17 protein-coding genes are annotated in these 14,767 nt (G+C 44.9%); 6 read left to right on the top strand and 11 right to left on the bottom strand.

The genetic code is table 11. The features are described from left to right. Positions 1 to 8: 8 nt before the first annotated feature. From sdhC to NHB34_RS07360, 3 genes are read right to left on the bottom strand one after another with little or no spacing between them, the layout of a single operon-like run. Positions 9 to 371 carry a succinate dehydrogenase, cytochrome b556 subunit gene (sdhC, locus tag NHB34_RS07350; protein WP_353426998.1) on the bottom strand — a complete coding sequence of 121 codons (363 nt, stop codon included), beginning with the start codon at positions 369 to 371 and terminating at the stop codon, positions 9 to 11. Further along, positions 368 to 712, bottom strand: a complete 345-nt coding sequence (locus tag NHB34_RS07355; protein ID WP_353426999.1) for a succinate dehydrogenase — start codon at positions 710 to 712, stop codon at positions 368 to 370. Before NHB34_RS07355 ends, sdhC begins: the two co-directional genes overlap by 4 nt. After that, positions 709 to 1,440 (bottom strand): succinate dehydrogenase/fumarate reductase iron-sulfur subunit, encoded by a 732-nt coding sequence (locus NHB34_RS07360; protein ID WP_353427000.1) that lies wholly within the window; start codon positions 1,438 to 1,440, stop codon positions 709 to 711. Before NHB34_RS07360 ends, NHB34_RS07355 begins: the two co-directional genes overlap by 4 nt. A gap of 81 nt (positions 1,441 to 1,521) precedes the next feature. Here NHB34_RS07360 and NHB34_RS07365 point away from each other — a divergent pair, with 81 nt between their 5' ends. Continuing rightward, positions 1,522 to 2,394, top strand: a complete 873-nt coding sequence (locus NHB34_RS07365) for a LysR family transcriptional regulator (RefSeq protein ID WP_353427001.1) — start codon at positions 1,522 to 1,524, stop codon at positions 2,392 to 2,394. A 183-nt stretch (positions 2,395 to 2,577) separates the two neighbouring features. Here NHB34_RS07365 and fdx read toward each other — a convergent pair whose 3' ends face one another. The 8 genes from fdx to uvrB form a co-directional block, all read right to left on the bottom strand. Further along, on the bottom strand, positions 2,578 to 2,916 hold the full coding sequence (fdx, locus tag NHB34_RS07370) for an ISC system 2Fe-2S type ferredoxin (protein WP_353427002.1): 339 nt from the start codon (positions 2,914 to 2,916) through the stop codon (positions 2,578 to 2,580). 39 nt (positions 2,917 to 2,955) lie between these two features. Further along, positions 2,956 to 4,821: a Fe-S protein assembly chaperone HscA gene (hscA, locus tag NHB34_RS07375; RefSeq protein WP_353427003.1), complete on the bottom strand. Its 1,866-nt coding sequence runs from the start codon at positions 4,819 to 4,821 to the stop codon at positions 2,956 to 2,958. A 15-nt stretch (positions 4,822 to 4,836) separates the two neighbouring features. Beyond that, complete coding sequence (hscB, locus tag NHB34_RS07380; RefSeq protein WP_353427004.1) at positions 4,837 to 5,364, bottom strand: Fe-S protein assembly co-chaperone HscB; 528 nt, start codon at positions 5,362 to 5,364, stop codon at positions 4,837 to 4,839. Further along, positions 5,342 to 5,665 carry an iron-sulfur cluster assembly protein IscA gene (iscA, locus tag NHB34_RS07385; RefSeq protein WP_068948041.1) on the bottom strand — a complete coding sequence of 108 codons (324 nt, stop codon included), beginning with the start codon at positions 5,663 to 5,665 and terminating at the stop codon, positions 5,342 to 5,344. Before iscA ends, hscB begins: the two co-directional genes overlap by 23 nt. A gap of 39 nt (positions 5,666 to 5,704) precedes the next feature. After that, positions 5,705 to 6,091, bottom strand: coding sequence for a Fe-S cluster assembly scaffold IscU (gene iscU, locus NHB34_RS07390; RefSeq protein WP_173956180.1), 387 nt, complete (start codon positions 6,089 to 6,091; stop codon positions 5,705 to 5,707). A gap of 34 nt (positions 6,092 to 6,125) precedes the next feature. Beyond that, a complete protein-coding gene (locus NHB34_RS07395) occupies positions 6,126 to 7,346 on the bottom strand; it encodes an IscS subfamily cysteine desulfurase (protein ID WP_353428574.1) in 1,221 nt (406 codons plus the stop codon). Positions 7,347 to 7,413: 67 nt separating this feature from the next. After that, entirely contained in the window at positions 7,414 to 7,983 is a 570-nt protein-coding gene (locus tag NHB34_RS07400) for a Fe-S cluster assembly transcription factor (protein ID WP_353427005.1), read from the bottom strand. Between the two features lie 143 nt (positions 7,984 to 8,126). After that, positions 8,127 to 10,283, bottom strand: coding sequence for an excinuclease ABC subunit UvrB (gene uvrB / locus NHB34_RS07405; RefSeq protein WP_353427006.1), 2,157 nt, complete (start codon positions 10,281 to 10,283; stop codon positions 8,127 to 8,129). Positions 10,284 to 10,442: 159 nt separating this feature from the next. Between uvrB and NHB34_RS07410 the strand changes: the two genes are divergently transcribed. The 5 genes from NHB34_RS07410 to NHB34_RS07430 are packed head-to-tail and all read left to right on the top strand — an operon-like array spanning position 10,443 to position 14,758. Beyond that, positions 10,443 to 11,642, top strand: a complete 1,200-nt coding sequence (locus tag NHB34_RS07410) for an amino acid aminotransferase (protein ID WP_353427007.1) — start codon at positions 10,443 to 10,445, stop codon at positions 11,640 to 11,642. Between the two features lie 29 nt (positions 11,643 to 11,671). Continuing rightward, positions 11,672 to 12,943, top strand: a complete 1,272-nt coding sequence (phaZ, locus tag NHB34_RS07415) for a polyhydroxyalkanoate depolymerase (RefSeq protein WP_353427008.1) — start codon at positions 11,672 to 11,674, stop codon at positions 12,941 to 12,943. Positions 12,944 to 12,991: 48 nt separating this feature from the next. After that, a complete protein-coding gene (rsxB, locus tag NHB34_RS07420; RefSeq protein ID WP_353427009.1) occupies positions 12,992 to 13,684 on the top strand; it encodes an electron transport complex subunit RsxB in 693 nt (230 codons plus the stop codon). Beyond that, positions 13,684 to 14,340, top strand: a complete 657-nt coding sequence (gene nth / locus NHB34_RS07425) for an endonuclease III (RefSeq protein WP_353428575.1) — start codon at positions 13,684 to 13,686, stop codon at positions 14,338 to 14,340. The genes rsxB and nth overlap by 1 nt, the downstream gene beginning before the upstream one ends. Next, the gene (locus NHB34_RS07430; protein WP_353427010.1) at positions 14,327 to 14,758 is read left to right on the top strand and encodes a DUF1841 family protein; all 432 of its coding nucleotides are present in this window, start codon (positions 14,327 to 14,329) and stop codon (positions 14,756 to 14,758) included. The genes nth and NHB34_RS07430 overlap by 14 nt, the downstream gene beginning before the upstream one ends. Positions 14,759 to 14,767: the final 9 nt, after the last annotated feature.

The following is a 14,767-nucleotide window of genomic DNA, read 5'->3' on the forward strand; positions in this document are numbered from 1 at the left end:
CAATCCAATTAATTGGCTAAAGATAAAAATAGAATTCCACATGCAATAGCGAACAAGATGGAAACTTGAACCCACCCTTTACGTAATCCATGCCATGGTCCAAACTCAATCATGAGCAAACGAATTCCCCCGGCTAAGTGAATGGCCAGCAGAATAACAAGTGCCCACTCACCAAACTTAAATACCCAAAAATCAGTCAAGCTCAAAGATTTCTGAAAGCCCTCCGCACCCCTTAAAGATTGAGACAGCATTAAGAAATGTATTGGAATAAAACAAGCGAGCAACAAGCCAGAGAATCGATGGCATGCATATGCAAAATAAGATAAATGACGTTTAGCCCGAATATCCAGTTTTGGTCTTGATCTCATCATGCACCACCTGTGAAGACACCAAATACCGCAACCGTGCCTAAAACTAAGATCAAGAGCGCCAATGAAATTGAAACCGGCCTTACCATGCCACTTTTAGGAAAAGTTTCTTGCAGAATATTAGCGACTCCAATCGGGGCATGGACAAAGCAGGCGATTACAAAAATCTCATAAAAAATAGCAAACCCTATATTTCCTTGAGTACGACCCAAAATCTCTTGCGCACTTAATCCGCCACGGATAGCGTAAAAAATGATTAGCAAATGAATAGCAACACAAAGTCCGAGCACCATAGCGCTAATGCGTTGTGCGTACCATAACTTTGCCTGTAGCACGCCACTCATAACTTGCCCCACTTGCTTCCACGTACAGCAGCCTTGGCGATCAACTTTTTCAGTCCAGCGATACTAGCTGTAGGCTCAATAGCCTTAGGGCAACGCTCAGTACAAGACCCTTGGGTATGACAGGCATGACAACCAGCATCACCCGCCACAGCGCGCATCCGCTCAAGCTGCTGGGTATCCCGAACATCATTTGCTAGAGTCCATGCGCGGTTAAGGGCAGCAGGACCAAGATAGCTAGGTCTTGCTTCAACCACCTCACAGGATGCATAACAAACACCGCAACCGATGCACTCTATCCCTGCATTAGCTAATTGGCGCTCTTTAGAATCTGGCTCAACTTTTGCAAAATCATCATGCCTTGTTTGATTTCCCTTAAAAAATCCAACGGCGCCCTTCCACTTATTAAAGAACTCACGCATATCGGTTGCGAGATCTTTAATGACAGGCAAGTTATTTAAAGGGGCTATTTCTAAGGAATCGCCTTCTACGATTTGCGAGACGTGTGTTCGACAAGTCCAACGTGCAACACCATTAACCGTCATCGCACATGAACCACACATGCCTACTCGACATGCAAAGCGATAGCTCAGCGTTGAATCTAGCTTACGCTGTATATAAGTCACAACATCCAAAACCGTTTGGTTTGGATTGCGTGGTACTAGGTACTCGACGAATTCGCCCTCTTGAGCACCACGCCAGACTTTTACTTTGAGTTCTGCATTTGACATAGTCTCATTATATTGGTGGAATATAAAAAATAAATCGAATATATTTTTCTTTGAGATAAATTATTTCTTTATAATTAACCAATGTCCAGCATTCGCATCCTAAAAAATTTCCTGATAATTGCGCGCCACAAGAGCGTAGCGGCTGCATCACGCGAAATCGGACTCACCCCCGCTGCTGCTGGCCAACAAATACAGCAACTTGAGGAAGAAATTGGCTTAACGCTTTTTGATCGAACCAAGCGCTCGCTAAGCTTAAATACAAATGGCAGATCTTTAATCGAACCAATCCAAGAAATTGTTGCGCGCTTCGAAGCTCTGGGTTCGAATTTAAAGTCAGGATTAAGTGGAACCATTGTGATTGGAGCCCTTGTTTCATCGCTCATGGGCGCATTCGGTAAAACATTAAATGAACTAAAGCTGCGTTACCCTGATTTAGAAATTAAATTATTGGCAGGGCTTTCAAGCAACTTTTTAGATCAAATTTTAGAAGGCAGTATTGACGGGGCGATTGTTACAGAATCGCCATTTACGCTCCCTCAAAATGTTCAATGGACCGAGCTCTATAGGGAGCCAATGATTTTAATTACGCCAGCCCTCACTACTAATAAGGGTACAAAGTCACCCCCAAGAATTAAGCTCCCATTTATTCGATTTGAGCGAAACACCTGGACAGGGCATTTAGTCGATCAAACAATTAAAGCAAACAAATTACCCATAGAAGAAAGTATGGAGCTGAATTCTGTTGAAGCAATTATTGAGTTAGTACGACAAGGAATTGGTTATTCAATCGTCCCTAAACTGGCTAGCATTTCCTGGGAAACTGATCGACAGTTAACTATACAGAGGCTACCGGGTAAAACAATCTATAGAAAAGTGGGTTTGCTAGAGCGCAAAAAGCATGGACGGCAAAATATTACGCTGGCAATTAAGCAACTCTTTTTATCTGATACCTAAACTTACATTTCCTTACAGATAGCGCTCCGAAGGTATTGCCAAGGCCTAAAAAGAAAGCCATCGTTTCCGATGGCTTAAAGAGATTTATGGAGGAACAGAACAACAACTCCATCGTATTCTTACTTTGCTATTCGATCGATCGATCATGCCCGCAAAGTAAGCGTTAAGCACCAATCTAGTGCGTTAATGATTCTCTTTGGCATGGTTAATTGAGTATTTCGGAATCTCAATTACCAAATCTTCCTTGGCGACAATTGCCTGACAGGACAAGCGCGACTGAGAATTCAAGCCCCAAGCACGATCCAACATATCTTCTTCGTTCTCATCGGGTGGATTCAAGCTTTGATAGCCCTCTTTCACAATCACGTGACAGGTGGTGCAGGCACAAACCATATCGCATGCATGCTCAATCGGAATATCGTTTTCTAGTAGAGCTTCGCAAATAGATGTGCCTGGAGGGACGTCCACTACTGCACCCTCAGGACAATATTCACTATGAGGAAGAACAACAATTTGGGTCATGATGGCTTCTTATTATTTGATGGTTGATTTTTATCTATCTTAGATTTCAGTAACATTTTTTCCAGCTAATGCTTTCTGTATGCTGGCATTCATTCGCTTCTGCGCAAAATCATCAGTTGCTTTAGCCGCATGATCAACCGCCTTACGAACCACTGCGCTATCAGTTTCATTTTTTAGGATTGCTTGAAGAGTCTGAATTTCCGCATCAATTGCAGATTGCTCCTCTTGATTCAAAAGCTCTCGATCACTTGCTAGCGCAGTCTGCACGGCGTCGATCAAACGCTGAGCACTAACCTGCTCTTCTCTCAGGGATCGCGCCAGTAAATCCTCTTTGGCAGAAGCAAAACCATCTTGCAACATGCGCGTGATTTCAGCATCCGTTAAGCCATAAGAAGGCTTAATATCAATCGAGGCCTTTACACCAGAACCTTGCTCAATAGCACTAACCGATAACAAACCATCAGCGTCTACCTGAAAGGTCACTCTTATGCGTGCGGCACCCGCGGCCATTGGCGGTATTCCCCTTAGCTCAAAACGACCAAGAGAACGACAGTCTTGAGCAAGTTCGCGCTCACCCTGAACAACTTGTACGACCAATGCGGTCTGCCCATCCTTAAAAGTTGTAAAGTCTTGGGCTCTTGCCACAGGGATCGGCGTATTGCGCGGAATAATTTTTTCAACCAAACCGCCCATAGTCTCTAAACCCAGTGACAATGGAATCACATCTAACAAGAGCCACTCATCATCTTTGCTTTGATTACCAGCCAGCAAATCTGCCTGCATAGCAGCACCTAATGCAACGACCTGATCAGGATTTAAATTATTTAATGGCTGAGTACCAAATAATTCGCCAACTGCACGCTGCACATTAGGCATACGAGTAGAGCCACCAACCATCACAACACCCTTAACATCTTCGGCCTTTAGGCCTGCATCACGCAGAGCCTTTTTACATGCCATTAAAGTTTTGGTCACTAAGTTTTGGGTGATCTCAAAAAATTGGGCTTGACTAACCCCAACGTTCACTACAGTTCCATCAGATAGGGTTTCATGTACACGAGCTAATGGGTTATGACTTAACAATTCTTTTGCATGCTTACATGCCTGGAGCAAAGTGCGATGATCGTGAACAGATAAAGGTGGTAGTTTTGCCTGCTCTAGAACCCAACAGTACAAGCGGTGGTCAAAGTCATCGCCACCTAAAGCAGAATCTCCGCCTGTAGAAAGCACCTCAAAAATACCCCTACTCATTCTTAATATAGAGATATCGAATGTGCCACCTCCGAGGTCATACACTGCATAAACACCTTCAGAAGCATTATCTAAGCCGTACGCAATTGCCGCTGCAGTTGGTTCATTCAATAGACGCAGTACTTCAACACCAGCCAGCTTTGCAGCATCTTTGGTTGCTTGCCGTTGGGCATCATCAAAATAAGCTGGAACAGTAATCACTGCACCAACAATATCTTCAGCAACAGAATCCTCGGCTAACTGACGCAAACGCGCCAAGATTTCAGCAGAGACTTCAATAGGACTCTTGTCGCCAGCAATTGTCCTCAACTTGAGCATGCCAGGCTGATCTACAAAATCGTATGGGGCACTCTCACTGTTTTCTACATCACTTAGGCCGCGCCCCATGAAGCGTTTTACTGAAATGATGGTGTTTTTAGGATCGATTACCGCATTCTCTAGGGCCTCAAAACCCGCCTGGGTTCGGCCATTGGGTAAATAACGCACCACGGAAGGAAGCAATTCACGACCATGCTCGTCAGGCAATACTTTTGGTAACGCATCGCGCACAATCGCTACCAATGAGTTTGTGGTCCCCAAATCAATACCCACAGCAATCCGACGCTGATGCGGTGCGAGCGATTTACCGGGTTCTGAGATTTGCAATAAGGCCATAAGATCAGTGTATCGCTAGATTAGCGCCGCAATTGCATCATCTAACTCACTTGCGAACTTATCAACAAACAATAAGCCTCGAAGAAGTTCGGCAGCACGTTGATAATTTTTAGCGCCATCAATAGCTTGAGCAATCTCCACCAAGATATTCGATTTGGATTCCTCTACCTCAGTCATTAAGGCCTCAAGCTCTGGCAACTCTTCCGCTTGTTCATCAAGCGCTTCGCGCCACTCCATTTGCTTCATTAAAAACGCAGCTGGCATAGCAGTATTTGTTTCCAACTTGGCATCTACACCATATAACCGACATAAATAGAGCCCACGCTGAATTGGATTTTTTAAGGTTTGATATGCGGTATTCGCTAAGGTAGCCATTTGCATAGCCAAACGTTGCTCGGCTTCACTTCCACGAGCATGTCGGTCTGGATGAACCTCTTTCTGTATTGCTAAATATGCCTGATCAAGTGCAGGCAAGTCGATGTTGAATTGCTGATGAATGCCAAAGAATCGAAAGTAATCGTCAGACGCGGAAAGATTCGCCACAACCACACTCATCTTTTACGTTCGGATTTTGAAACTTAAATCCCTCGTTCAAACCCTCGCGCACAAAATCCAGTTCCGTTCCATCTAGGTAAGCCAAGCTTTTTGGGTCTACAAAAACTTTAACACCATTAGATTCAAATACTTGATCCTCTGCAGCAGGCTCATCCACATATTCCAACTGATAAGCCAAACCAGAACAGCCGGTGGTGCGAACACCCAATCGTAAGCCACAACCTTTGCCGCGTTTCTCTAGGTTTCGGTTAACGTGCTTTGCTGCTTTTTCAGTTAAGGTAATTGCCATGTTGGATCTCGAATTAAATCACTAGTATTTCTACTCAACTTATTTTGCAGGATGCTTTTCTTTGTAATCAGCCACTGCCGCCTTGATGGCATCTTCAGCCAAGATTGAGCAGTGAATCTTTACAGGGGGCAATGCTAATTCTTCGGCAATTAAGGAGTTCTTAATTTCAAGAGCTTGATCTAAGGTCTTACCTTTTACCCACTCGGTAACCAAAGAAGATGAAGCAATCGCAGAACCGCAACCATAGGTTTTGAACTTTGCATCTTCAATAACGCCTTGATCATTCACGCGGATTTGCAGTTTCATGACATCACCACATGCTGGGGCGCCAACCATACCAGTACCTACACTGTTATCGCCCTTTTCAAAGGAGCCCACATTACGGGGGTTTTCATAATGGTCAATGACTTTATCGCTATATGCCATGGTATTTCCTCTTTAATTTCTCTATTTTGTTTCTTTAGTGCGCAGCCCACTGAATGGTGCTGAGATCAATTCCATCTTTATACATTTCCCACAATGGGGATAGTTCACGCAACTTCGCAATCTTTTCTTTCACTAACTTAATTGTGAAATCCACTTCCTCTTGAGTAGTAAATCGGCCCAAGGTAAAGCGAATTGAGCTGTGAGCCAATTCATCATTGCGACCTAAGGCGCGCAATACATAAGACGGCTCTAGTGAAGCGGAGGTGCAAGCGGAACCTGATGAGATTGCCAGATCTTTGAGAGCCATCATCATCGACTCACCTTCCACATAGTTAAAGCTGATATTCAGGTTATGTGGCACACGACTTTCCATATCGCCATTCACATAGACTTCTTCAATATCTTTTAAACCAGCCAATAAGCGATCACGCAAGGCACGAATACGTTTACTCTCTTCAGCCATTTCAATGCGAGCAATGCGGAAAGCTTCGCCCATACCCACAATTTGGTGAACTGCCAAAGTGCCTGAACGCATGCCGCGCTCATGGCCACCACCATGAATTTGTGCCTCAATGCGAATACGTGGTTTACGACGCACGAATAATGCGCCAATACCTTTGGGACCATAAGTCTTATGAGCAGAGAAACTCATCAGATCTACCTTGATTTTCTCAAGATCAATTTCAACCTTACCAGTTGCTTGGGCAGCATCTACATGGAAGATCACGCCACGAGAACGACATAACTCACCAATGCGAGGAATATCTTGCACCACACCAATCTCATTGTTGACATACATGACAGATGTCAAAATGGTACCTGGCTTCATTGCAGTCTCAAGCTGAGCAAAATCAATTAGGCCATTTGGCAGCACATCTAAATAAGTAACTTCGAAACCTTCGCGCTCTAATTCACGGCAAGTATCCAAGGTCGCTTTGTGTTCAGTTTTAACGGTAATGATGTGATTACCGCGATCCTTGTAAAAGTGGGCAGCACCCTTCAAGGCCAAATTAATACTCTCAGTAGCACCACTAGTAAACACGATCTCTCTTGGATCAGCATGCACTAGTAGCGCTATTTCCGAACGCGCCCACTCAACCGCCTCCTCTGCTGCCCAACCATATGCATGACTGCGGGAAGCAGCATTACCAAATTGCTCGCGCAAATATGGCAGCATTTTGTCGACAACACGAGGGTCTATTGGAGTTGTTGCGGAATAGTCCATATACACCGGAAAGTGTTTAGGGCTAAACATCGGAACCGGTTGTTGTGGAAGGTCTTGTGGTGCGTTCATGTTGTATTTCTAAAGGAAGAATTGCTAATTAACTTTGTCGCGCCAAATTAAATACTGAGTTGACTAGCGGCGCTTTTGGGGCAACTTCTTTTTTTGCTGCAAGTACTGGGGCTGGTTTTTCAGCTTTTGTACCTTCAATTTTGATCTTCTTAGGACGCATATCTTGAATCACAATGCCGCGCCCTTCTTGCTGCTGCACTAAATCACGCAAGGTCACTGAGCTGAGGTACTCAACCATCTTTAGATTGAGATTGCTCCACAGATCATGCGTCATACAGCGACCATGATTTTCTTCATCGGTATGGCAATTACCTTTACCACCACACTGAGTAGCATCCAAAGGCTCATCAACCGCCACAATGATGTCGGCAACGCTCACCTCATTAGAGGGGCGAGCCAACGTGTATCCACCTCCAGGGCCACGTGTGCTTTCAACAATGTTGAAGCGACGTAGCTTGCCAAATAGCTGCTCGAGGTAAGAAAGCGAAATTTTTTGTCTCTGACTAATTCCTGCCAGCGTCACAGGACCATGCGCTTCACGCAGGGCTAAATCAATCATGGCGGTTACTGCAAAACGACCTTTGGTTGTAAGTCTCATATGTCACCTTGGTAATGGATTGTTATGGACAGCTAATAGACAGCTTGGTAATACCTGACTATTCCACTCAACTTTACCATAATCCCTAGCAATCTGCTCGGGAATTATCTCAAAAAACCCCACCAGGCGCGTGGCAAACTGAATTAGCTTGGGAGATCCCTGGAGCGCGCCCCAAAAGCCATTTCCTTGATTTTGGAGAGCCGATCCCGCGTACTGGCTGCCTTTTCGAACTCCAAATTCTTCGCCTCAGCAATCATCTGTTTCTCTAAGCGTTTGATTTCATTGGATAAGTCTTTCTCACTCATGTCCTCATAATGGGCTCGCTCTTGCTCAACAGCCATCTCTTGACGCTTTTCTTTAACGTCATAAACACCATCAATAATGTCTTTAATGCGCTTTTGAACCCCTTTAGGCTCGATTCCATGAGTCTTATTGAAGGCAATTTGCTTGCTACGACGCCTCTCCGTTTCACCCATTGCCCTACGCATGGAATCAGTGACCTTATCGGCATACAGGATTGCCTTGCCCCGAACATTGCGAGCAGCACGGCCGATGGTTTGAATAAGCGAACGTTCAGAGCGCAAAAAGCCTTCTTTATCAGCATCCAAAATAGCTACTAAAGATACTTCCGGAATATCTAGACCCTCTCTAAGTAAGTTAATACCAACTAACACATCAAATACGCCCAGCCGGAGGTCGCGCAAAATCTCAACACGTTCAACGGTATCTATATCTGAATGCACATAGCGCACTTTTACGCCGTTATCAGAAAGAAAGTCTGTCAGTTGCTCTGCCATCCGTTTTGTTAGCACCGTTACCAAGACCCGTTCACCCACTTTTACACGCTCATGAATTTGACTGAGCAAATCATCAACCTGCGTGCTTGCTGGCAACACTTCAATTTCGGGATCAACTAAACCTGTAGGTCTAGCCACTTGTTCAACGACTTGGCCTTGATGCTGACTTTCATATTCAGCAGGTGTTGCCGATACAAAAATTGTTTGGCGCATTTTGGTTTCAAATTCAGTGAATTTGAGCGGGCGATTATCCATTGCGGACGGCAAACGAAAACCAAACTCAACCAAAGTGTGTTTGCGAGACTTGTCGCCGTTATACATGGCATTTAATTGACCAATGAGCACATGACTCTCATCCAAAAACATCAATGCATCATTTGGTAAATAGTCAACCAAGGTAGGCGGAGCCTCGCCTGGAGCGGCCCCCGAAAGGTGACGCGAGTAGTTCTCAATCCCCTTGCAAAATCCCAGCTCATTTAACATTTCCAAATCAAAACGCGTGCGCTGTTCTAAGCGCTGAGCCTCAACCAGTTTTCCATCTTTGACAAACTCATCTAAGCGAATTCGCAATTCTTCTTTGATGGTTTCAATCGCTTTCAAAACCGTTTCGCGCGGCGTGACATAGTGCGAACTTGGATAAACAGTAAAGCGCGGAATTTTTTGGCGAATCTTTCCAGTCAGCGGATCGAAAAACTGCAGACTCTCTACTTCATCATCAAATAATTCAACCCGCAGTGCTAATTCATTATGTTCTGCCGGGAAGATATCAATAGTGTCACCGCGCACTCGAAATACACCGCGCTTGAAATCCATTTCATTACGCTCATACTGCATGGCAATGAGTCGAGCCAAAATATCGCGCTGACTCATTTTGTCACCAGGTCGCAGAGTCATCACCATGCTGTGATAGTCGCCAGGATTGCCAATACCGTAGATTGCTGAAACGGTGGCCACAATCACCACATCCCGACGCTCTAACAAACTCTTAGTTGCCGATAAGCGCATTTGCTCAATGTGCTCATTTATAGAGGAGTCTTTCTCGATAAAAAGATCGCGCTGAGGAACGTAGGCTTCTGGCTGGTAATAGTCGTAGTAGCTCACAAAGTACTCGACCGCATTTTTAGGGAAAAACTCTCTAAATTCACTGTAAAGCTGGGCAGCCAAAGTCTTATTCGGGGCAAAAACAATGGCTGGACGACCAGTTCTAGCGATCACATTGGCCATCGTGAAAGTCTTGCCAGACCCCGTAACTCCCAATAGGGTTTGATAGGTCAGACCATCCTCAACCCCCTCCACTAGGGCATCAATAGCTGCCGGTTGATCTCCAGCGGGGGGAAATGGCTGGTAGAGCTGGTAAGGGGAGTCCGGAAAGGTCGCAAATTTGGCTGGATCGAGCTCATGCCCAGCATTCTCCTGAGGATAGGAGCTGGCATTTTTTTGAGCAGCCTTAGGCTCTATTTTTGTGTCAGTTTTACTAAACTTAGGGGGCATCTCGGCTATCATTTCATCTGTGAGTTTTCTTCACAGCGAATTTTGTACAAACAATGATTTTGCCGTTTTTATTAAGAAATAGTTAGCTCTGATTACAAAAACAGACAATTTAGCCTAATTTAACGTCAATTAATAACAAAACCACCCATAAACCACCATTTTTAATACCAAATGACCCTGTTTGCCTCAGTTCAATTAGCCCCAAAAGACCCTATTTTCGGACTCACAGAAGCTTATGTTGCCGATCAACGTCCTGACAAAGTGAACTTAGGTGTTGGCGTGTACTACACCGATGAAGGCAAGGTGCCTCTTTTAAAGGCTGTTATTAAGGCTGAAGAGGCGATTGTGGCAAAACATTCTCCACGTAGCTATATTCCAATCGAAGGTCCAAATCCATACAACAGCGCTGTACAAAACTTATTGTTTGGTGCGGATTCAGCATTAATTAAAGATGGTCGCGTGGTTACCGCAGAATGCTTAGGCGGAACTGGCGCATTGCGTGTTGGCGCTGACTTTATTAAACGTTTGAATTTGAATGCGCCATGCGCAATCAGCAACCCCACCTGGGAAAACCATCGCGGCATTTTTGAATCTGCTGGCTTTGAAGTGCTTGAATACACCTACTTTGACGGCAAAACTCGCGGTGTTGATTTTGACGGTATGGTGAAGTCTCTTGAGTCTTTTCCAAAAAATACAACTGTCTTGTTGCACGCTTGCTGCCATAACCCAACAGGCGCAGACATTACTGAAGCGCAGTGGCGTCAAGTGATTGATATCTGCAAGAACAAGGGTCTCATTCCATTTTTGGATATGGCTTACCAAGGTTTTGCTGCGGGTATTGATCAAGATGGCGTCGCAGTACGTCTCTTCGCCGAATCTGGCATGTCCTTTTTTGTTTCTAGCTCTTTCTCCAAATCATTTTCACTCTATGGTGAGCGTGTTGGAGCCTTGTCTATCGTGACACAAAGTAAAGATGAATCCACACGCGTGCTATCGCAGTTAAAACGTGTTATTCGTACAAACTACTCAAACCCGCCTACCCATGGTGCAGCTATTGCCGCAGCCGTTCTAAATTCGCCTGAGCTGCGCAAACTCTGGGAAGATGAGTTAGCAGAAATGCGTGATCGCATTAAAGCAATGCGTCAGGGATTGGTGCAAAAATTAGCCGCTGCTGGCGTCAAACAAGATTTCGCGTTTATTGAAAAACAACGCGGTATGTTTTCTTATTCTGGCTTAACCGCTGAACAAGTAGATCGTTTGCAAAAAGAAGATGGCATATATGCCCTCTCCACTGGACGTATTTGTGTGGCTGCTCTCAATACTAAAAATATTGATAAGGTAGTCAAAGCAATTGCTCGCGTTTTAGCCTAAAGTAGTAATCAAGATTTAGAGGAGGTAGCATGCTTTATCAGTTACACGAGTTCCAAAAAGCCTTACTTCAGCCAGTAAGCTCATGGGCGCGCGCAGCCTCTGAAGCCCTGATTAATGCATCTAACCCTGCGTCCAAAGTTCCAGGCTCTGAGCGTTTAGCTGCTAGCTATGAACTCCTCTATCGCTTAGGCAAAAACTACAAAAAGCCAGAATTTGGCATTCGCTCTGTGATGGCACATGGACATGATGTTGCGATTCATGAAATCACCAAAGTTGCAAAGCCATTTTGTAACTTAATTCGCTTTAAGCGCTTCTCTGATGATGTTGAAACCATCAAGAGACTTAAAGAGGATCCTTCTGTTCTAATCGTTGCACCGCTCTCTGGCCACCATGCAACATTGCTACGCGATACTGTTCGCACACTATTGCAAGATCACAAGGTTTACATCACTGATTGGGTTGATGCTCGCAACGTCCCTGTCAGCGAAGGTGAATTTGGCCTAGATGATTATGTTCACTATGTCCAAGAATTTGTCCGTTTTATCGGCGCTGAAAATTTACATGTGATCTCGGTTTGTCAGCCTACAGTTCCTACATTGGGCGCCATTTCATTAATGGCTTCTGCAGGTGAAAAGACTCCTGCTTCAATGATCATGATGGGCGGCCCAATTGATGCACGCAAGTCACCGACTGCTGTAAATAACTTGGCAGAACAAAAATCTCACGACTGGTTTGAAAGCCACGTAATTTATAAGGTTCCACCTAGCTATCCAGGCGCTGGTCGTCGTGTATATCCAGGATTCTTGCAACATACTGGCTTTATTGCCATGAATCCACAAAACCACTTGCAATCACACTGGGATTACTTCACAAATCTTGTGCGTGGAGATGAAGAAGATGCTGAAGCGCATATTCGTTTCTATGATGAATACAATGCCGTCCTCGATTTAGATGCGAAGTTCTATCTCGACACGATTAAAACAGTATTCCAAGACTACGCCTTACCAAATGGCACATGGGAAGTTGCTGGCAAACTGGTGAAGCCACAAGATATCAAAAAGACTGCTCTACTCACAGTAGAAGGTGAGCTTGATGACATCTCCGGAAGCGGCCAAACACGATCAGCCCATGCTTTATGCGCGGGTATTCCGAAAGAATCTAAAGCGCATTACGAAGTAGCAGGCGCTGGTCACTATGGCATCTTCGCTGGTCGCCGTTGGCGTGAAAAGGTTTACCCAAAAATTAAATCCTTTATTCGAGAGCATCAGCCTGGAAAACGCAAATCTGGTGCTAATGAATAAAAATGAGAGACCTTAGCGTCTCTCATTTAAATTGGAAACTCCCAATTGATGAAGCCCAACGAGGTGAAAGAGCTTGCTGATCGCCTAGAGGATCTTCTTCCTCAAACCCAATGCACTAAATGCGGCTATCCCGATTGCAGAGGATACGCCCAAGCCTTAGCCAAGGGTGAGGCTGCACCCAATCAATGCCCGCCAGGCGGCGTTGAGGGCATTAAACGACTTAGCCAAGTATTAACACCAATCTACCCACAAGATGCATTCGATTTGCATCCAAACATCAACCCTGAATGCGGCGTTGAGCGTCCACGAGCAGTAGCCTTTATCGATCCGCAAAAATGTATTGGCTGCACTCTTTGTATTCAGGCATGCCCTGTCGATGCGATCGTTGGCGCTTCTAAACAAATGCATGTCGTACTATCAGAGTGGTGCACTGGCTGCGATCTTTGTATTCCGCCATGTCCAGTTGACTGCATCTCGATGATCAATGTCACAGGTAAGCAAACAGGCTGGGATGCTTGGGATGCAGATTTAGCTGAATTAGCACGCCAACGCTATCATGATCGTGAGCGCCGATTAGATCGCGAGCAAAAAGATAATGATGAACGCTTGGCCAAAAAAGCAGCAGTTAAATTAGCCGCTGTAAATGCAGAGCAGCCCTCCTCAGCCGAAGAAGAAAAAGAGAAAGAGCGTAAGCGCGCAATTATTGCCGCCGCGATTGCAAGGGCTCAGCAAAAATCATGATGAATCCAGAAAAGCGTCGTGCCTTTTTTGAGCAACTCAAAGCAAATAATCCCAAACCCACTACTGAACTAGAATACAACTCGCCTTTTGAATTGCTCATTGCTGTACTACTTTCGGCACAGGCAACCGATGTATCAGTCAACAAAGGCACTCGTAAACTGTTTAAGGTTGCTAATACACCTCAAGCACTTCTCGATTTAGGCGAAGAAGGAGTGCGCCCCTACATACAACATATTGGTTTATTTAATTCCAAGGGAAGACATATTCAAGAAACCTGCCGTCTGCTCATTGACAAGCATGGTGGTAAGGTGCCGCAGAACAGAGAAGATCTAGAAGCCTTACCTGGGGTCGGCAGAAAAACCGCTAATGTCATTCTGAACACAGCTTTTGGTCAACCCACCATCGCAGTCGATACCCATATTTTTCGGGTATCTAACCGCACAGGTCTAGCGCCTGGCAAAGACGTCTTGGAAGTTGAGCATCAATTGCTTAAGCGTGTTCCCAAAGAATATCTTTTAGATGCACATCATTGGTTAATCTTGCATGGCAGATATACTTGCAAGGCACGCAATCCAGAGTGTGCACAATGCGTTGTTGAACCACTCTGTGGATTTAAACAGAAAACGGCAAAGGGAAAAGTTCGTGGCACTATTTAATCCTACTCGCGAAGAAGTCCGACGTTTTTTCTGTGACACCTGGAAGAAAAAATCTGATGGGCAGGTTTTAGATCCGATGGAAACACTTGCCGGCGATTGGATTGCACAACATCCTGAATACCACTCTCTATTGACTGACCCAGATGGTGCATTGACTCAAGACTACACACCTGATCGCGGAGAAACCAATCCTTTTTTGCATTTATCCATGCATCTATCGATTAGCGAACAGATCTCCATTAATCAACCGCCTGGCATTAAAGAGATTGCTGAAAAACTCAGTCACAAATTAGGCTCGGAACATGAAGCCCAGCATCTCATGATGGAATGCCTGGGGCAAGTGATGTGGGAATCTCAGAGAGAGGGAAGACCTCTTAACCCCGAGAATTATCTTGAGGCATTAAGAAAGCTTTGTTAAGGCTTGATT

Source organism: Polynucleobacter sp. MWH-UH19D (assembly GCF_040409795.1).
Lineage (GTDB): Bacteria > Pseudomonadota > Gammaproteobacteria > Burkholderiales > Burkholderiaceae > Polynucleobacter.

Bases quoted from the DNA above. Each gene is read 5' to 3' on its own strand.
- nth (WP_353428575.1), top strand. From the start codon at position 13,684: ATGAATCCAGAAAAGCGTCGTGCCTTTTTTGAGCAACTCAAAGCAAAT.
- fdx (WP_353427002.1), bottom strand. From the start codon at position 2,916: ATGACCCAAATTGTTGTTCTTCCTCATAGTGAATATTGTCCTGAGGGT.
- iscU (WP_173956180.1), bottom strand. From the start codon at position 6,091: ATGGCATATAGCGATAAAGTCATTGACCATTATGAAAACCCCCGTAAT.
- NHB34_RS07365 (WP_353427001.1), top strand. From the start codon at position 1,522: ATGTCCAGCATTCGCATCCTAAAAAATTTCCTGATAATTGCGCGCCAC.
- NHB34_RS07410 (WP_353427007.1), top strand. From the start codon at position 10,443: ATGACCCTGTTTGCCTCAGTTCAATTAGCCCCAAAAGACCCTATTTTC.
- sdhC (WP_353426998.1), bottom strand. From the start codon at position 371: ATGATGAGATCAAGACCAAAACTGGATATTCGGGCTAAACGTCATTTA.
- iscA (WP_068948041.1), bottom strand. From the start codon at position 5,665: ATGGCAATTACCTTAACTGAAAAAGCAGCAAAGCACGTTAACCGAAAC.
- uvrB (WP_353427006.1), bottom strand. From the start codon at position 10,283: ATGATAGCCGAGATGCCCCCTAAGTTTAGTAAAACTGACACAAAAATA.
- NHB34_RS07400 (WP_353427005.1), bottom strand. From the start codon at position 7,983: ATGAGACTTACAACCAAAGGTCGTTTTGCAGTAACCGCCATGATTGAT.
- NHB34_RS07395 (WP_353428574.1), bottom strand. From the start codon at position 7,346: ATGTTTAGCCCTAAACACTTTCCGGTGTATATGGACTATTCCGCAACA.
- rsxB (WP_353427009.1), top strand. From the start codon at position 12,992: ATGAAGCCCAACGAGGTGAAAGAGCTTGCTGATCGCCTAGAGGATCTT.
- NHB34_RS07355 (WP_353426999.1), bottom strand. From the start codon at position 712: ATGAGTGGCGTGCTACAGGCAAAGTTATGGTACGCACAACGCATTAGC.
- phaZ (WP_353427008.1), top strand. From the start codon at position 11,672: ATGCTTTATCAGTTACACGAGTTCCAAAAAGCCTTACTTCAGCCAGTA.
- hscA (WP_353427003.1), bottom strand. From the start codon at position 4,821: ATGGCCTTATTGCAAATCTCAGAACCCGGTAAATCGCTCGCACCGCAT.
- NHB34_RS07360 (WP_353427000.1), bottom strand. From the start codon at position 1,440: ATGTCAAATGCAGAACTCAAAGTAAAAGTCTGGCGTGGTGCTCAAGAG.